At 31.3% G+C, this 16,203-nt stretch carries 16 protein-coding genes; 5 read left to right on the plus strand and 11 right to left on the minus strand.

Going from position 1 to position 16,203, the window contains the following annotated elements:
* Positions 1-7: 7 nt before the first annotated feature.
* The 11 genes from AC5LW9_RS04075 to AC5LW9_RS04125 form a co-directional block, all read right to left on the minus strand.
* On the minus strand, positions 8-2,455 hold the full coding sequence (locus AC5LW9_RS04075) for an autotransporter outer membrane beta-barrel domain-containing protein (RefSeq protein ID WP_198235582.1): 2,448 nt from the start codon (positions 2,453-2,455) through the stop codon (positions 8-10).
* A 123-nt stretch (positions 2,456-2,578) separates the two neighbouring features.
* The gene (locus tag AC5LW9_RS04080) at positions 2,579-3,250 is read right to left on the minus strand and encodes a response regulator (protein WP_065737692.1); all 672 of its coding nucleotides are present in this window, start codon (positions 3,248-3,250) and stop codon (positions 2,579-2,581) included.
* Entirely contained in the window at positions 3,228-4,871 is a 1,644-nt protein-coding gene (dcuS, locus tag AC5LW9_RS04085) for a DcuS/MalK family sensor histidine kinase (protein ID WP_198226448.1), read from the minus strand. The genes AC5LW9_RS04080 and dcuS overlap by 23 nt, the downstream gene beginning before the upstream one ends.
* A gap of 117 nt (positions 4,872-4,988) precedes the next feature.
* On the minus strand, positions 4,989-6,152 hold the full coding sequence (locus AC5LW9_RS04090) for an NAD(P)-dependent malic enzyme (protein WP_493456590.1): 1,164 nt from the start codon (positions 6,150-6,152) through the stop codon (positions 4,989-4,991).
* A 114-nt stretch (positions 6,153-6,266) separates the two neighbouring features.
* A complete protein-coding gene (locus AC5LW9_RS04095) occupies positions 6,267-7,562 on the minus strand; it encodes a 2-hydroxycarboxylate transporter family protein (protein ID WP_198226452.1) in 1,296 nt (431 codons plus the stop codon).
* 158 nt (positions 7,563-7,720) lie between these two features.
* Positions 7,721-7,948 (minus strand): substrate-binding domain-containing protein, encoded by a 228-nt coding sequence (locus AC5LW9_RS04100; protein WP_198226720.1) that lies wholly within the window; start codon positions 7,946-7,948, stop codon positions 7,721-7,723.
* Between the two features lie 109 nt (positions 7,949-8,057).
* A complete protein-coding gene (locus tag AC5LW9_RS04105; RefSeq protein WP_493456361.1) occupies positions 8,058-8,723 on the minus strand; it encodes a DUF799 domain-containing protein in 666 nt (221 codons plus the stop codon).
* Positions 8,724-8,726: 3 nt separating this feature from the next.
* Entirely contained in the window at positions 8,727-9,086 is a 360-nt protein-coding gene (locus tag AC5LW9_RS04110) for a DUF4810 domain-containing protein (RefSeq protein ID WP_198226454.1), read from the minus strand.
* A gap of 34 nt (positions 9,087-9,120) precedes the next feature.
* Complete coding sequence (locus tag AC5LW9_RS04115; RefSeq protein WP_493456362.1) at positions 9,121-9,792, minus strand: CsgG/HfaB family protein; 672 nt, start codon at positions 9,790-9,792, stop codon at positions 9,121-9,123.
* Between the two features lie 486 nt (positions 9,793-10,278).
* On the minus strand, positions 10,279-10,866 hold the full coding sequence (locus AC5LW9_RS04120) for a hypothetical protein (protein WP_086327326.1): 588 nt from the start codon (positions 10,864-10,866) through the stop codon (positions 10,279-10,281).
* Positions 10,867-11,050: 184 nt separating this feature from the next.
* On the minus strand, positions 11,051-11,755 hold the full coding sequence (locus AC5LW9_RS04125; protein ID WP_039127007.1) for a lipopolysaccharide core heptose(II) kinase RfaY: 705 nt from the start codon (positions 11,753-11,755) through the stop codon (positions 11,051-11,053).
* Positions 11,756-12,320: 565 nt separating this feature from the next.
* On the opposite strand from AC5LW9_RS04125, the gene AC5LW9_RS04130 reads away from it, so the two are divergent.
* Genes AC5LW9_RS04130 through AC5LW9_RS04150 form a run of 5 tightly spaced genes read left to right on the plus strand, consistent with a single transcriptional unit; the run spans position 12,321 to position 16,040 of the window.
* The gene (locus AC5LW9_RS04130) at positions 12,321-13,055 is read left to right on the plus strand and encodes a GntR family transcriptional regulator (protein WP_039127009.1); all 735 of its coding nucleotides are present in this window, start codon (positions 12,321-12,323) and stop codon (positions 13,053-13,055) included.
* Between the two features lie 9 nt (positions 13,056-13,064).
* Positions 13,065-13,913 carry a class II aldolase gene (locus tag AC5LW9_RS04135; RefSeq protein ID WP_025314740.1) on the plus strand — a complete coding sequence of 283 codons (849 nt, stop codon included), beginning with the start codon at positions 13,065-13,067 and terminating at the stop codon, positions 13,911-13,913.
* 20 nt (positions 13,914-13,933) lie between these two features.
* The gene (locus tag AC5LW9_RS04140; protein ID WP_025314741.1) at positions 13,934-14,392 is read left to right on the plus strand and encodes a PTS sugar transporter subunit IIA; all 459 of its coding nucleotides are present in this window, start codon (positions 13,934-13,936) and stop codon (positions 14,390-14,392) included.
* A gap of 11 nt (positions 14,393-14,403) precedes the next feature.
* On the plus strand, positions 14,404-14,691 hold the full coding sequence (locus tag AC5LW9_RS04145; protein ID WP_025314742.1) for a PTS sugar transporter subunit IIB: 288 nt from the start codon (positions 14,404-14,406) through the stop codon (positions 14,689-14,691).
* A gap of 2 nt (positions 14,692-14,693) precedes the next feature.
* A complete protein-coding gene (locus tag AC5LW9_RS04150; protein ID WP_493456363.1) occupies positions 14,694-16,040 on the plus strand; it encodes a PTS galactitol transporter subunit IIC in 1,347 nt (448 codons plus the stop codon).
* Positions 16,041-16,203: the final 163 nt, after the last annotated feature.

Here is a 16,203-nt window from a genome sequence, read left to right on the forward strand (position 1 = left end):
TAAATTATTAAAAACCGAATTTAGCAAGTGCTGTAATATAGTTTGAGTTTTTCTTGCTTTCACCATAATATTGATAGTCAATATTAAAATCAAAAAGATTATAGTGATAGGTTAGTCCAAGACCTAGATTGTATTGATTGTTGGAGCGATTGGCGGTATGAGCACTCATTTTTGCTAATCCATTCACTCCATTGATAGTGATATCACTATCAAATTCATTATGACTTAAATTTACTATATATCCTGTTTTAGCTCTTAATGATATTTGATTATCCTGATCTTTGAAAATTGAATAATCAATGGTCATATCCATTGGTATTAAAAATGCCGAATTCGACGCTTTACCATATTTAACTAAATCAATTTTATTATAGCTAGCATTATGGGAACTGTTTTCAGTATAAAGGTAATTTAAACTAATACTCGGTATTAAAGTTAACTTTTCTTGGACTTGCCAATTATATCCAACAGTACTTCCAACATTCCAAGTATTACTGTGGAATTTTTCATTAATTGAATAATAATTGTCATGGGAATCTAGGTGATTTTTTCCATAAGTATAGCCAACATAAGCAGAAGTAGTAATATTATTAGAAAAACGATAACCAGAATATAATTGGATCTGATAATTATTTATATCAGAATCATTTGAGGATGCCGCTTTATCTTTATATTTACCGGAAGTATAACTAAGTGTTGTGCCAACTAAAAAATTATCTATTATTTGTTTATCATATCCCACGATGAAACCATTAGACGTATATTTGTATCCAGAGATACCTTGGTAATTATTTGCACTCTGATGATGATTAATTAAATTTATCCAAAAATTATCATCCATTCCTTTGTTAGTTTGATCAAAATGTTCAATACGTTTATTTAATGTATTTCGAGTATAATTAAACGAACTCAGTGCGATTTCTGTTAAATGCAACCCATGATTATTATTATATAATCCTGCTAAATTCCGATTGAAATATAATGGAGTATTTTTATTTTCAATAGCCAAATTTCCTCTTCCTATGGCAGCTAGAATATCCCAATTTAAATCACCAGCTAAAGATTTATCAGAACTTACATTGCCATTTGTGAATGTATTGTAAAGTGATTGGTAGGATACTTTTGCTAAATTTTGTGCAAAACCTTTGGCAATATTTTTAACTTTTGTTCCAACTTGCTCGTAGTAACGAGAAATTTGTCGTTCTGCTGCCAATTTGGTATGTTGTATATTACTAAAGTCGGTGACATTACTTGCATTAACAAATTTGAGTTCATTTCCAATTTTTTTAAAGTTTAGGTCACCATAAATATTCTGAATTAGCGCTTTAGTTTCGCCATCTTTAATATTAGAAATATTTAAGGAATTATTTGCAGATAATACGGTGGCATTTATTTCAGAGGAAATGTATTTAAGACTGTTTTTAATAAAGTCATCAGTTGCAGAGATTTTAGCGGAAGATAGAATATTAACATTATCTCCATGAATAGTATTATATTGTTTGGTATCTGATATACCAAAATTAATGGTTCCAGCAATATTCAGATGAGAGGTATTATTATGTTGATTACTTATATATAGCGAACCTTTAGTTGACTCAATTGTGGCTTTTTTATCAATATTAAGTTGTCCATTAGATGAAAGTTTAACAAAACCATCCCCTCTACTAGCCGTTAATATACCTTTATCAATAACATCAAAGTTACCACCATGACTTAAATCAACAGTACCTCCGCGCATAATGATCATTTTTCCGGTTTTACCTATTACAACAGAAGATTTTTGAATATCATTATTAGTTGTTTCTAATACTGTTTTAGCGCCGATAATTTCAATATCGCCACCCGTTATATTAAAACTACGTGTAATTAGTTTTGCTGGCGATGATGATGTTCCCGCTAAATGGTTATCACCACTACGGATATTGGTATCACCATCTACTTTCACTGTTATTTTTCCAGTAGTTATAGGGCCTGTTCCCATGACATTACCAGATAAAATCATGAGTCCGCCTCTTTTTTTGTCAGCGCCTAATTCGACATTAATGTCTCCAGTTACATGCAAATCAATATTATGATCAACAGGATTATATGGAAAATCAGCATGTAACCCTAAATACTCAGTAAAAAACTTTGTATCGAATTTGCCAATCCAAGTATCATTATAAATTTGAAAATTACCGTTAACTTTCATATTGATATCACCGTTAGCAATCGAAGCAGGTTCTGTTGCGGTTTTACCGGTAAAACCGAGATGAAATGATCCTTCACTATTAACGGTCAAGTCATCAGATGTCGTAATATTGATAGGTAGATTACTGCTGTTTGTGAGAAAATAGCGTTCATTGATCTGGTTAAAGGGTAACTTTATATCTGTTGATGCATCATAATTATATGCTTGAGCATAACTTGCGCCAAATAAAGCTGTTATTAGAAAAGAAATTAGTTTGATTTTCATTGTTTTATTTAAAAATTATTATAAGAAAATAAAATAATAAACTATTGAGAATGATAATCAATGAGTTTCAAGTTGTACGTTTATTGGTTCAGCTTAATATCTACTTATTTGATAACAAAAAACTTACTTTTGATAGATATAACGTTTTACCGGTCGGCCAATTGATAAATAAGTTAAATAACTTTCAAGTTCGCCTAGTTCTTCCAAATAATCAAGATATTTTTTTAATGATATTCTTGATAAAGTAATTAATTCAACAATATCACTCATTGAGAATTCATTATTATAGCTAATGATTACCTCTCTAACCTTTTTTAATGTTTGGCTATCGATACCTTTAGGTAGATTTTTATAATGAATAGTTGGTTTTGCAAAGATACGATCGTCTAGCTGATGTTGATTAAGTATTTTTGATGATGATAATAAACGAATTCGTTCTTGGTATGAAATGAGTGCTGTTCTTAATCGTTCAAAAGTAAAAGGTTTAACAATGTAATCAATCACACCTAACCGTAATGCTGTTTGGATATCGCCAGTATTACATGCGGCTGTAACCATAATTATATCGATTTGTGGATAACTAATACGTATATGTTGTAAAAGTTCAAGACCATTTAATTTTGGCATAAAGACATCAAGTAAAATAAGATCAATATGGTTATCATGGATAAAATGTAATGCTTGTTCTCCATTATTGACATTGGCAATAAGATTGAAACCTGAGATCATTTGTAAATATTTTTTGTTTAATTCAGCAACCATAGGGTCATCTTCAACTATTAAAACTTCTATCATGAATTTCTTTCTCCCTGTAGATCTCTTTTAGAGGCAATAATACTTTAAAACAGGCGCCTTTTTTATTATCTACATCACATAATTGAATATGACCATTTAACTCATCGATGCTTGCTAAAACTAAATAAAGTCCAATACCTCGATTATCCCCTTTAGTTGAATATCCTTTTTGAAAAATGTATTGTGTATCTTCTTCTGAAATACCATTTCCATTATCAATAATCTCTATTTGAAAGGTATTATTGGATATAACTAAATTTACATTTATCTGTTTCTCATCTAAAAATTGAACAGCATCTAAACCATTATCAATAAGATTACCAAGGATTGTTATTAAACTATGAGTCACAGAGGTATTGGGAATAAGTTTTAATTCACCATCCACATTTAAAGATAGACAAACACCTAATTCTCTCGCTCTGCTAAATTTGCTATTTAAAAAACCAGCAATAATAGGATCTTTTATTGTTTGACTAATCACATTTGATTCGGCTTGTTTATTTCCTATTATTTCTTCTAAATAATCAATTAGTTCTTGCTTGTTATTGTTGAATGCTAAACCATAAATTACATGCAATTTATTGTTGAACTCATGGGATTGAGAACGTAATGCATCAGCATATCGATTCACTCCGGTAAGATTTTCGGCCAATTGTCGAACCTCAGTCATATCCCGAAACGAAGCAATGGCTCCAACTAAAGATTCTTTTACAAACAAGGGGGTTCTATTGGTAAGAATCACGACACCATTGATATTTTGCTCACAATCATATTGAGCAACACCCGTCATCATGACTTCATATAACCGAGTATTGGGAATGATGTCGTCAATCTGTTGTCCAATGATATTCTCTTTACTATTACTAATGCGTAATATGCGCCTTGCTTCATTATTAATTTGGGTTATATCCCCTTGACGATTAACCACAACAATCCCTTCTTTAACCGTTCTGATGATTGCATTTCTCTCTTCAAAAAGCTGCGCTATTTCTAATGGCTCAAGTCCATATAGGATTTTTTTTATATTACGGGATAATAATGAGGCTAAAATGATGGCAATGACTAGGGATGCAACTAATGATAACCAAATAGGTTGACTTGTCCTTGCTGCTAAATGGTCAATTTTTTTTAAGGTTTGACCTACTAGTACTCCGCCAATTTGCTGATGATGCTCATTAAAAATAGGGCTAAATGCACGAACAGAATCACCTAATGTTCCTTTAGCGATCGATGTATAAGATTCACCTTTTAATGCTCTTTGCTCATCCCCCCCAACAACGAATCGACCTATTTTATTTTTATCAGGATGAGAATAACGAACACCTTGCATATTGAAAATGACAACAAAATCAACTTGCGTCAACTTTCTAACTTGCTCAGTATTTGTTTGAATAAAATCTAGATTTAGTGGGATTGGGTTTTGTATTCTATCAATAAAATCAATTGAATTTGAAATTATATTAGCAACATTTTCAACTTGTTGACGAGAATTAGTTAAATATTCATCGTTCACAATGTGGATAATATAAATATTTTGCGCAATAACTGAAAGTATAAATACTAGACAAATTAAGCTAATGAGTTTAAATTTTAACGTCAATCGATTAAAAAGATATTTCATTTTATTATTCAATTTATTAATACTAACATCATTGTACTAAGGTATTAAATACCTACTAACAAAAAAGATTATTAGTAGGTATATTTGAAATAAATTAGATAATTTTAGAATGGTCAATTAATATTTAGCTGCATTTTTTACACTTTCTGCAACTATTTTTGCTACATTTGGTTCAAAGGCATTTGGTAAAATACAATCTACTGATAATTTATCATTCGATACAATGCTTGCTAAACCTTTGGCTGCGGCTAATTGCATTTCTAACGTAATATTTTTGGCTCTTGCATCTAAAGCCCCTCTAAAAATACCCGGAAATGCTAGAACATTATTGATTTGGTTAGGATAATCACTACGCCCTGTACCAACAATATAAGCTCCAGCCGCTTTGGCTTCTTCTGGAAAGATTTCAGGTGTTGGGTTAGCCATAGCAAAAATAATCGATTTTTCTGCCATTGTAGAAACCCATTCAGGTTTTAATACACCTGGTGCTGAAACACCGATAAATACATCTGCATTTTTTACTGCATCTTGTAAGGTTCCTCGTTGTTTTGAACGATTAGTTCTTTTTGCCATTGCCATATGATGAGAAGGTAAAGAACTATCATCTTCAGATAAAATTCCTATTTTATCGACTACTTTTAGATCTGTTACCCCAGCAGCTAATAGCATATCTGCAATAGCAATACCTGCCGCGCCTCCACCGTTTATTACCACTTTGGCTGATTCAAGTTTTTTATTTGCAACTTTCAGGGCATTATATAATGCAGCTAAAACAACAATTGCAGTGCCATGTTGGTCATCATGGAAAACAGGAATATCTAAAATTTCTTGTAAACGTTTTTCAATTTCAAAACAGCGTGGAGCACTGATGTCTTCAAGATTAATGCCACCAAAGGATGGTGCAAGCGCAGCAATATGTTTAACAAGTTCATTAGGGTCTTGAGTATTTAACGATAAAGGAATTGCATCTACATTGGCAAATTGTTTAAACAATATCGCTTTACCTTCCATAACCGGAATCGCTGCTTCTGGTCCAATATTACCAAGTCCTAATACCGCAGAACCATCGGTAATCACTGCCACTAAATTACGTTTACTTGTATATTCATAAACAGATTCAGGATGTTGTGCGATCTCTGTACAAACCGCTGCTACTCCAGGCGTGTAAGCAACACTAAGATCCGACATTGAATTAACGGGTACTTTTGAGTTGATTTCAAATTTACCATGCATTTGTTTACTAATGGCTAAAGCTTTTTCTTGAACTGTTTTCATGATTATTCCTTTCTGATTACACTTAAAAACTATTAAATTAATAACTAATATTTTTGTTGTTTATATTGTATTAATTACTTTTAAAATCATAGTTCTCATTACTTTTATAATATTATACAACTACATATGTAAGTATCTTAATAATGCTGTGGTACATATTACCATTAAAGCCCCTCCTAATCTTGTTGCAACTTGTGCAAATGGCATTAAGTTCATTCTATTTGCTGTTGACAGTATCGCTACATCACCCGTTCCACCCATACCACTTTGACATGATGAGATGATTGAAGCTTCAACAGGATACATTTTTAGGAAAAAGCTACAGACAAAACCTGTCATTGATACGGTAAATACTACAGAAATAATGGTTATAAAATAAGGAATAGTTAAAACATTTACAACACTGTTTAAATCAATATATAGTAGACCTAGGCCAGTCATTAAAGGGAAAGTAAAATTACCCGAGATAAATTTATACCATTGTTGGCTACCACGTTCGACACTTTCAGGTAATAAACGAAAATATTTAACAAATGCAGTGGCAATAATCATTAATACCGGACCAGGGAAATGAGTTATCTTTTCTAAAATCATACCAAATATGAATAATGTGGCTAAAATCATCACCGCCCCACTCATTGCTCTGGCGTCTAATGGCGTTTTATCTTCTTTTAAAGCATCAGCTAAACCATCAAATTCAATTTTTACTAATTGCCCATGGCCACTTAAATGAGGTTTAACTTCACCAATTCGACTCATTATGGCGGTAAAGGTAATTGCAAAAAAGTTACCTACTACGGTTGCAGGAATTAAAGCACTTACAAATTTATCATAATCCTGCTCAAGGATATTACTATAAGCGTTAGACAGTTGTAATACGCCTTCACCAATTCCTCCAGCCATAACGGGCGAAACAGTATAGAAAAAAGCATGTTCCCAAGTATCACCAAAAGCAACGGCAACACAGACACCGACTAAAGCAGCTAGACACATACCAAGTAACATCGGAATCATCATCCGAATAAAACCTTGTATTAAAATGACTCTATGCATACCTAAAATACTACCACATACTAAGCTGGCAATATAAAAGAGTAGGAAATTAGAGTTTCTCATTAACATGTTGGCCGCAGATAAAGTATTTTCATCAAAAACACCGCAGTAAACTAATAGTGACGGTACAATTAACGATAAAATTGCCGGAGCTCCAAATTTTTTAAAAAAAGGTATATTTTGACCTACTGTTCCTAAAAACCAACCTAATGGTAAAATAACAGCAAATCCCCCAATCAGTGTTTTTGGCAACATATCTAATTGGGCAGCAATAATCACAATAATTGAACAAATCGCAAAAATGGGTAAGGGTAGCGATCCTATGTAAATTTTGTTAATTTTGAAATCCTTCGTCATGCTCATAACTCAACCTTTTGTTGTTTAACTTCGCTTTGGAATCTTAAACAGTATAGTTGTTGATGAAAAATTCAGAAGAATAAGAAAGTTATATAACTAATTATGTAATTAATGTAAGTCATTTAACTATCTTTCAAAACATTAAATTTTTAAATAATAGTCATTTAGGAAAAACCGTATCTAAGTAAGCACTCTTGCACTTGCTTTTTTTGTAAAAAATCGATAAATAATTTTGCATCAATATTTGTTGGATTGAGTAGGGCCATACTGTATTCAATAGTAGGAAAAAGGTGATTAGGTATTTCAATAACCGTTAATTGGGCATTTTGTTGTATTAAGGGAGCATAATTAGCATAACCAATATAAACATTTATCGTATTATTTAAAAATATTGAATAAAAATAAAGTACAAAATTACTTTCTTAATAAAAAAGCGGTAATTAATACCGCCTTGAGTTTACTATAAAGTTATTAATTTATATGGAGTTAGATTAAATTAATCTATTTTTCTACTTTAGTCGTTGCATAAGGTCCATATAATATTCCATTTGCTTTTATTGGATTTGGTGTAAATAATCGTGCCGTAGCAACTCCAGAAATTGCAATACTGTGATCTCTGACAGTATCGGTGATTTGTGTAATTGCAGCAGAAATTAAACTCGATATTAGACTATTGCTAGATTGTTGATTTTCTAAACTTGAAGCAGATGCAAAGCCAGTCCAAAGAATCTTTTCAGAGCGGGCATCGACTAGTTTTGCGTCTAATGTTACCCGTGTGTCACTTTGAATGACTTGATAATTCGTTCCATAATTTTGGATATTGATATATAAAACAGCATCAGGATTAAAGATTTGTCGTATTTTTGCTAGGCTAACCGATTGTATCTCATCCGCAACGGTTAATCCATTTTTTTTAAATACTTCATTAGTTAAGTTAACTGGAAAAACATAGTATCCAGCTTCTGATAGTGGCAATGTTACTTGTGAAAAAACCCCAAAGCTGGCATTAATTTCGTTTGACTGATTGGTTGGTAATAAGACCAATATAGAAGCGGGTTTGCTTTCTTTAAATGCGGTGTAATCGTAGTTTTCTTTTTGTGTTGAACAACCAACTAGCATAAAGAGTGCGAATAAAGTTCCTAATAGAGCAATAAATTTATTATTCATTAATTAACGTCCTTGATATTTGCGTTCAACAAACTCAATAAAGTTTTTGGATTCTGGAAAAAGTGTTTTTTCCAATTCAAATTGTTCCATAGCTTTATTGTTGTTTCCTTGAGTTGTATATAATAATCCCAAGTGAGCATGTAACCCCGGGGGAATAGGTTTATTGGCTGATTTTGCTTTTTCAATGGATTTTTCTAAAGCTAAGATTTGTTCAGAATAGCTTGATTTATCAGGTTGATTATAGTTATAAAGATTTTCTTGATAACCATCCCAATAATAGATTGTATTTGAAGATTGGCAGCCACTTAATAACAACAAAACTCCTGAAAACAATAAATAGGTAATATATTGTTTTTTTAACATTATGATAATCCTTTAATAATTGATTTTTAATTTTTTATTTTGTTGCAGGTTTCCATGCACCATTATTTAATCCATTAACTAGATTATTAATCGCTTCTCGAATAGCGAGATCCAATACTTTTCCGTTGAGAGTTGAATCGTAACTAGCTGTGCCACCAAAACCTATAACCTCACGGTTGGATAAACTGTATTCACCTGCGCCTTGCACGCTATAAACCACTTGAGATGTATTAATATCTATGATGTTCAAATTAACTTTGGCATAAGCAATCTGCTGTTTACCCTTTCCAAGAATTCCCCATAACTGATGATCCCCAACTTCTTTGCGTCCAAACTCAGTGATATCACCAGAAATAATATAATTGGCGCCGATTATGTTTTGCTTTTGTTTTTTATAATTTGCTTCAGCAGCCAGTTCCCCCATATTTGTTCTATCTAATACATTGAAATGATTAGTTTGCTGTAAATGACTAATGAGCAATGTTTTTGATTGATTACCTAACCTATCAACTCCATCTGAAAATATACCATTTTGATAATTAGAACGGTTTTCAAATTTACCTACAGCAATACTGGTTTTCACACCGTTATATTGTGAATTATAACTATTGACTGTTGGGGAAACGATGGTTTGTGATGACTCTTTAACACAACCAATTAATAAACTACTAAAAATAATAATTCCAACTAATTTTTTTGTATCCATGTCTATCTTGTCCTTTTTTATTAAATGATGAATATTTAGCCATAAATAATATAATAATAATGACCATTATCAATAATAATTTAGTCATTATCATTAAATTTTAATAATTCGACTGTTAGATTAATTATTGTAATATTCAAGTCGGCGATGAATTTGTTAAACAGTTATATTATTTAAATGATGGCATTACTATAAACTACATTCTTAATGTTATTTAAATTCGCAATAGCATAACAACAATCATGATGCTAAAGATTCCTTAAATAAAGTAACAAGAACTTTAATAAGAGGGAGGGATTGATATTGGTGTCATCTGATTTACAATGGAAAGTAAGTATAATCTACAACAATAATAATTATACTAACAATATATTGTATTGAATGATTTTATTTTTTACTAAAAACAATTACATAATTAAATAAAATATACTCAAACGTATGCTTAACCTCAAACTTTTTTACAGAATTTTATACATTACGGCAATCTTATTGGCGTACTAAACACTCCTGAATTTTATCTACTTCTTTATTTAGAGCCTCAATAACCAAGTCTGGATGAGCTCTTTCAACCGTTTTGATATACTCAAATCCATCATTTATTGATGAGCCAGTATATTGCTGAGCTTGCTTAATATTACTAAATAGGTAATTAATACCATTTTTATTACGAGTAGTCGTTAAAGTATAACTTATAAAATATTTTGAGTAATATTGATAATCCGTTACAGCATTAGCAACAACATTATTACCTTCAACAAGTTTTATTGTGTCACCACCACTGACAGTAATTGATTGATGATTATTCATATTGTAATAAGACCACCAATTTGAACCATAATAATTTTCATTAGTAAGTACTACAGGACTATTATCAAGTTCTTGAGCGATGCAGAGTGATAATGAAGAGCGAAGTATGGTGATAGGTCTTGATGTACTATATTTCTTCAATATATCTATTCCTGACGAGTTTTGACCAATTTCTACTCCTTCAGTTTGATAAATTGACATCATTTTTTGAGATGTACAGCCAGTTAGCAAAGCAAATATTGTAAAAATTCCAAGTAACTTTTTCATGTAACGCCCTTTTTAGGATAAGCTAATTAATTCTAGCTGTTTACGTATTGATTTGCTAGTGTTTGCATAAGGAATAAGACTATTAATCAAAAATAGAACGTTTATTGATATTAATTCAATAAGATATACTGTTAAAGTGCAAATTAGAAATGTGAGAGAAATAAAATTTCTCTCATTTGTTATATTAGACTTCTTTACCTCGTAATTTACGAGATAATTTTTTAAATCCGTGAGTAAATTTTTTAATTGCCATTGCCATAACGGGTACTTTAATTTTGATATTGAAACGTTCTTTTAGCTCGATAGCATCATTGGCCTTAGTTAACCAAATAAAGCCCGAATTGGTCAAATCAATTGCTTTAATCTTTCCTTCTGGCGTTAAAATAAAATTACCACCATGTACGTCATTCGAAACCAAATTATAACTATGTAATTTTTCAATACAATCCTTTACTTGATCGCCATATTTATTCATTTCTTCCCATTTCAAGGAACGACCTTCAACAAAATTGAATATCATATAGTGACGTTTGGTTTTTTTATCAAATGCGACCAAATACAGCTCATAAGCGATGTCGCATTTATCAAGTGAAATTTTTGCTAACTTATGAATTAAATTGAAATAAAAATCACCTGTAATTTTAGCAATAATTCGACGCTCTAAACGTTCTTCTACTCCACCATCAATTTTAAAAATAAATTTGCTTTGATTATGATTAATTAGATAAGTATATCGTTCTAATTTATCGCTGGGATCAAGTAACTCATGATGTCCTTCTTCCGCTAAAAACTGATCAAAAAGTTCTAAATAATTTATTTCATTATTTTCTACATAAGCGAACTTCATATCGCCGCGTTCAATTTCAATAATGTTTGCAAAGTTATTCAAATTTTAAGTCCCAAGATACATCAAAAAATTGGTTTATCTTAAACACTATCAAGCTTAAAGTAAATGAAACTGTCAATTTTTAAGAAGATACGAATTAGGACAAACAATAGAGATCAATGAGTAATTTTCAATTCTACTCCTTAAAGTTAATAGAAAAAGATATATAAATTGACAAAATAAAGAACCAATTATTAATAGTCTATTGGTCTAGTCTGATACCCAATCATCTAAATCTTCTAAATGGAGATATGAGTCATTGATTTTTGCATAAACTTAAAAGTGTTGGCTTTGTTAATGATTCATAATAAATTTGTTTTTAATTTTTGTCAAAATTGATACTTTTCATTTGCAAAAAAAAGATATTTCTTCAACAATTCTATATTGTTATTTAGTTACAAATTATTTTTTATTAGATGGATAGCTAAATGCTATCCATGTTCTGAATATTATCAATTAACAATAAAATGTGATTAAGTTCACATTTTGTTTAAAAACAGGTTGTCCATAGTTGTACATAGTTGTCTATGGATGTATATTTAACTTAACCAATATTTTGGGGTAACCAATGAATATAAACAAATTTTCTAGCACACCACTTTACGTACAAGTGAAAGAGTGGATAAGAAATCAGATATATCGTAATGATTTGAAAGCTGGAGATAGAATTCCTTCAGAAAATGAGATTATGAGCATACTTTCTGTTAGTCGAGGCACAGTTAGAAAAGCGGTTGAATTATTGATTAATGAATCTGTTTTAGAACAAATTCAAGGAAAAGGAACTTATGTAAAAGCTGAAAATATCTCCTATCAATTAGGCTATGGTTTACAGTCATTTGCAGAATCGTTAGAGATGCAACATGTTAAGTTCACTACCGAAGTTATTACTAAAAGAGTTGAAAGAGCAAACGAATATATTAGTGGAAAATTACAAGTTCCAGTTAATTCGAACATTTTTTATATGGAACGGGTAAGAAGCGTTAATGGCGAAAAAATTATGTTTATAGAAAATAGAATCAATTTGTCTTTATGTCCAGAAATAGAGCATGTGGATTTTACAAAATATAGTTTATTTAGTGAATTAGAGCGGATTAGTCATAAAAAGATAGATCACTCGGATTGTCGATATTCAGCCCGAGTGGTAGGAAAAGAACGCGCAGATATATTAAATATTAGCGATATATCTCCAGTTCTTCATTTAGAACAATTAGTTTACTTTGATGATGGTCAGCCAATTGAATTTGGTAATGTATGGTTAAAGTCAAATGTTAACTACTTGGGGACAACACTTAGACGAAAGTAGGAGTAAATTATGGCATTAGTCAATGGGTATACTTTAATAGGTGAAGCTAAAAAACAGAAAACTTTAGCTGGCGCATTTAATACAACAAATTTGGAAACAACATTAGCCATATTAGATGCAATTGAGGAAAGTAATATTCCAAGTATGGTTCAAATTGCACCAACAAACATTGTGTTATCTGGTTACAAATATATTGTAGATATGGTACGTAATCGAGCTAGTACGATGAAAACACCCTTTTGTTTACATTTAGATCATGGAAAAACTTTTGAGGATGTAAGGCAAGCCGTTGAAGCTGGGTTTACCTCAATTATGATTGATGGTTCTCATTTACCTTTTGAAGAAAATATTCAATTGACGAAAAAAGTTGTCGACTTTTGTGGTGGATATAATATCCCTGTAGAAGCTGAATTAGGTGCTATTACTGGAAAAGAAGATGATGAGGTTAATGAAGCGGATCGTAAAACAGATCCTAATCAAGTCCTTGAGTTCGTGAAAAGAACTGGCTGTGCAACACTTGCCGTATCAGTTGGTAATGTTCATGGATTTGAACAACAACCGAAAATTGATTTTGATTTACTGGGTAAATTATCTGATATATCGCCAGTCTCACTAGTTATTCATGGAGGTTCAGGAATTGATGATCAAACTTTACAAAAAATTAGTCAATATAATGTAGTCAAACTTAATATTGGTGGTGATTTGCGTAGAGCTTATATTAGTTCAATTGGTAAACAATATGTTGCTAATAATAATGAATACAATCTTATTAAAGTTCTACTTAAAGCAAAAGGTGATGTTCAGCAAGTAGTTTACAACAAAATATTATCTATGAATTTATTAAACATCCATCATTAAAATAAAAATAGGTGGTCATTATGGAATTAGAACAATTGGATGACAATATTATATTTTTAAACAAAAACTTTTCAAGTCGAGAAGATATGTTTAAATCTATAAGTCATGAATTATTAGATAACAATTATGTGACTGAGCAATATTTAGAAAAAGTTATTCAAAGGGAAAATGAACATCCTACAGGATTTAAGTTGAAAACACTAAATGTTGCTATGCCTCATGTAGACTGCGAATTTGTTAAAAAAGATGGCATGTTTGTTGTAACCAGTAAAGAAGGCATTATTTTTAAAAATGCAGAGACTGATGAGGATCTACCCGTCAATATTATATTTGGATTGTTACTTAAACAATCCGATACACATTTAACTTTTTTAATGAAATTAGCATCATCGTTCAGCAATGACATGATTTTGCAAAAGATAGTTGAAAGTAATAACAAATTTGAAATTAAAAATATTTTAAAAGATATTTTGAAATAAGGAGCATCATTATGAAAAAAAGAATTATTTTTGCCTGTACTAGCGGTATTGCTACTTCAACTATTGCAACGGAAAAAGTCAAAAATTATTGTGCTGAACACGGAATTGAAGTCGAAAACATTCAGTCAGATGTGGCAACGGTTCAATCTCAAGATGGTATGGCTGACTTAATTATTGTGACTTCTAAAGTATCCTATAAGTTAGAAAAAACACCAATTATCAATGGAGTACCTTTAATCACTACAATAGGTGAAGAAGATGTCCTGGCCGAAATCGTTAGGATTTTGAAAGGGGATTGATTATGGCTGACAAACTACTGGAAGTTGTTCAATACATATTAGGATTTGGTCCGACCGTCATGTTGCCTGTTGTGATCTTTATTATGGCACTTTGTTTAGGTGTAAAGATAGGTCGGGCAATTCGTTCATCATTAACCATTGGTATGGGTTTTGTTGGTATTTTTGTTATCTTCGACCTATTGGGTACGAGCCTAGGCAGTGCCACCTCGGACTTAGTTGAACATGCAGGAATTCATTTACCAGTAATCGATTTGGGATGGCCTCCATTGGCAGCAATTGCTTGGGCATCTCCGATTGCACCTTTTGTAATACCAATGACCATTATTATTAATATTGTAATGTTAACCCTAAATTGGACTAAAACAGTTGATATTGATTTGTGGAATTTTTGGCATTTTACCTTTGTTGGTGCATTAGTTTACAGCAGTACTAGTAGTTTTATGTATGGGTTAATTATAGCAGGCATAACTGCAGTAATAACCTTTATTCTTGCTGATTGGTGTGCCCCTATGATTCAAAAATATTTTGAATTACCGGGTATATCATTACCGACACTTTCTTCTGTCATTTTCTTTCCTATCGGTGTATTAGGCAATCTAATATTAGATAAAATACCAGGATTGCAAAAATTACATGCTGATCCCGAAACTATTCAAAAAAGATTTGGTATATTTGGCGAGCCGATGATGATTGGATTTGTGATAGGAGGGGCAATAGGAATTGCAGCAGGTTATGATGTTAAAGGTATTTTAAATTTAGCTATCAATCTTGGTGCTGTAATGTTAATTATGCCGAGAATGGTTAAATTGTTAATGGAAGGATTATTGCCATTGTCTGATGCGGTAAAACAATTTTTGAATAAAAAGTTTCCTAACAGAAAAAACTTATACATCGGCTTGGATATTGCTGTTGCTGTTGGTCATCCGTCCGTACTTTCCACTGCATTATTATTAATTCCTGTCGGCTTGATTTTATCAATTATTTTACCTGGCAACCGACTATTACCATTAGGTGATTTAACAAATATTTGGGTGCCTATATCAATGGTGGTATTAGCTTGTCGTGGTAATATCGTCAGATCATTTATCATAGGTATACCTTGTTTAATTGCTAATCTTTATGTTGCTTCATCTGTAGCACCAATTATTACCAATATTGCAAAAAGTATTAATTTTCCAGTAAAAACCGACGGTGAATTTTCAAGTCTATTAGATGGTGGCAATCCTTATCGTTTTTGGGCAGTCAAAGTATTTGAAGGAAATTATATTGCTCTAGCTTTAATTCCAATAATATTTGTGACTTGTTTCATATTGTATCGTCATACAAAGAAATCTTGGGATATAGCCTAAAAAATAACGTACACCCATATTATTAATCAATGTATTAAATCAGATAAGTTAACTTATCTGAATAGGGAAAGCTACAATTTTTTTAAAGATAAGTTGTTTCAAATATATAAATAAATTGAATTTTTTATTTTGGGTGTACATTTGATTTGCTTGAAAATAATAG

The sequence above is a fragment of the Gilliamella sp. LMG 34360 genome (assembly GCF_984568995.1).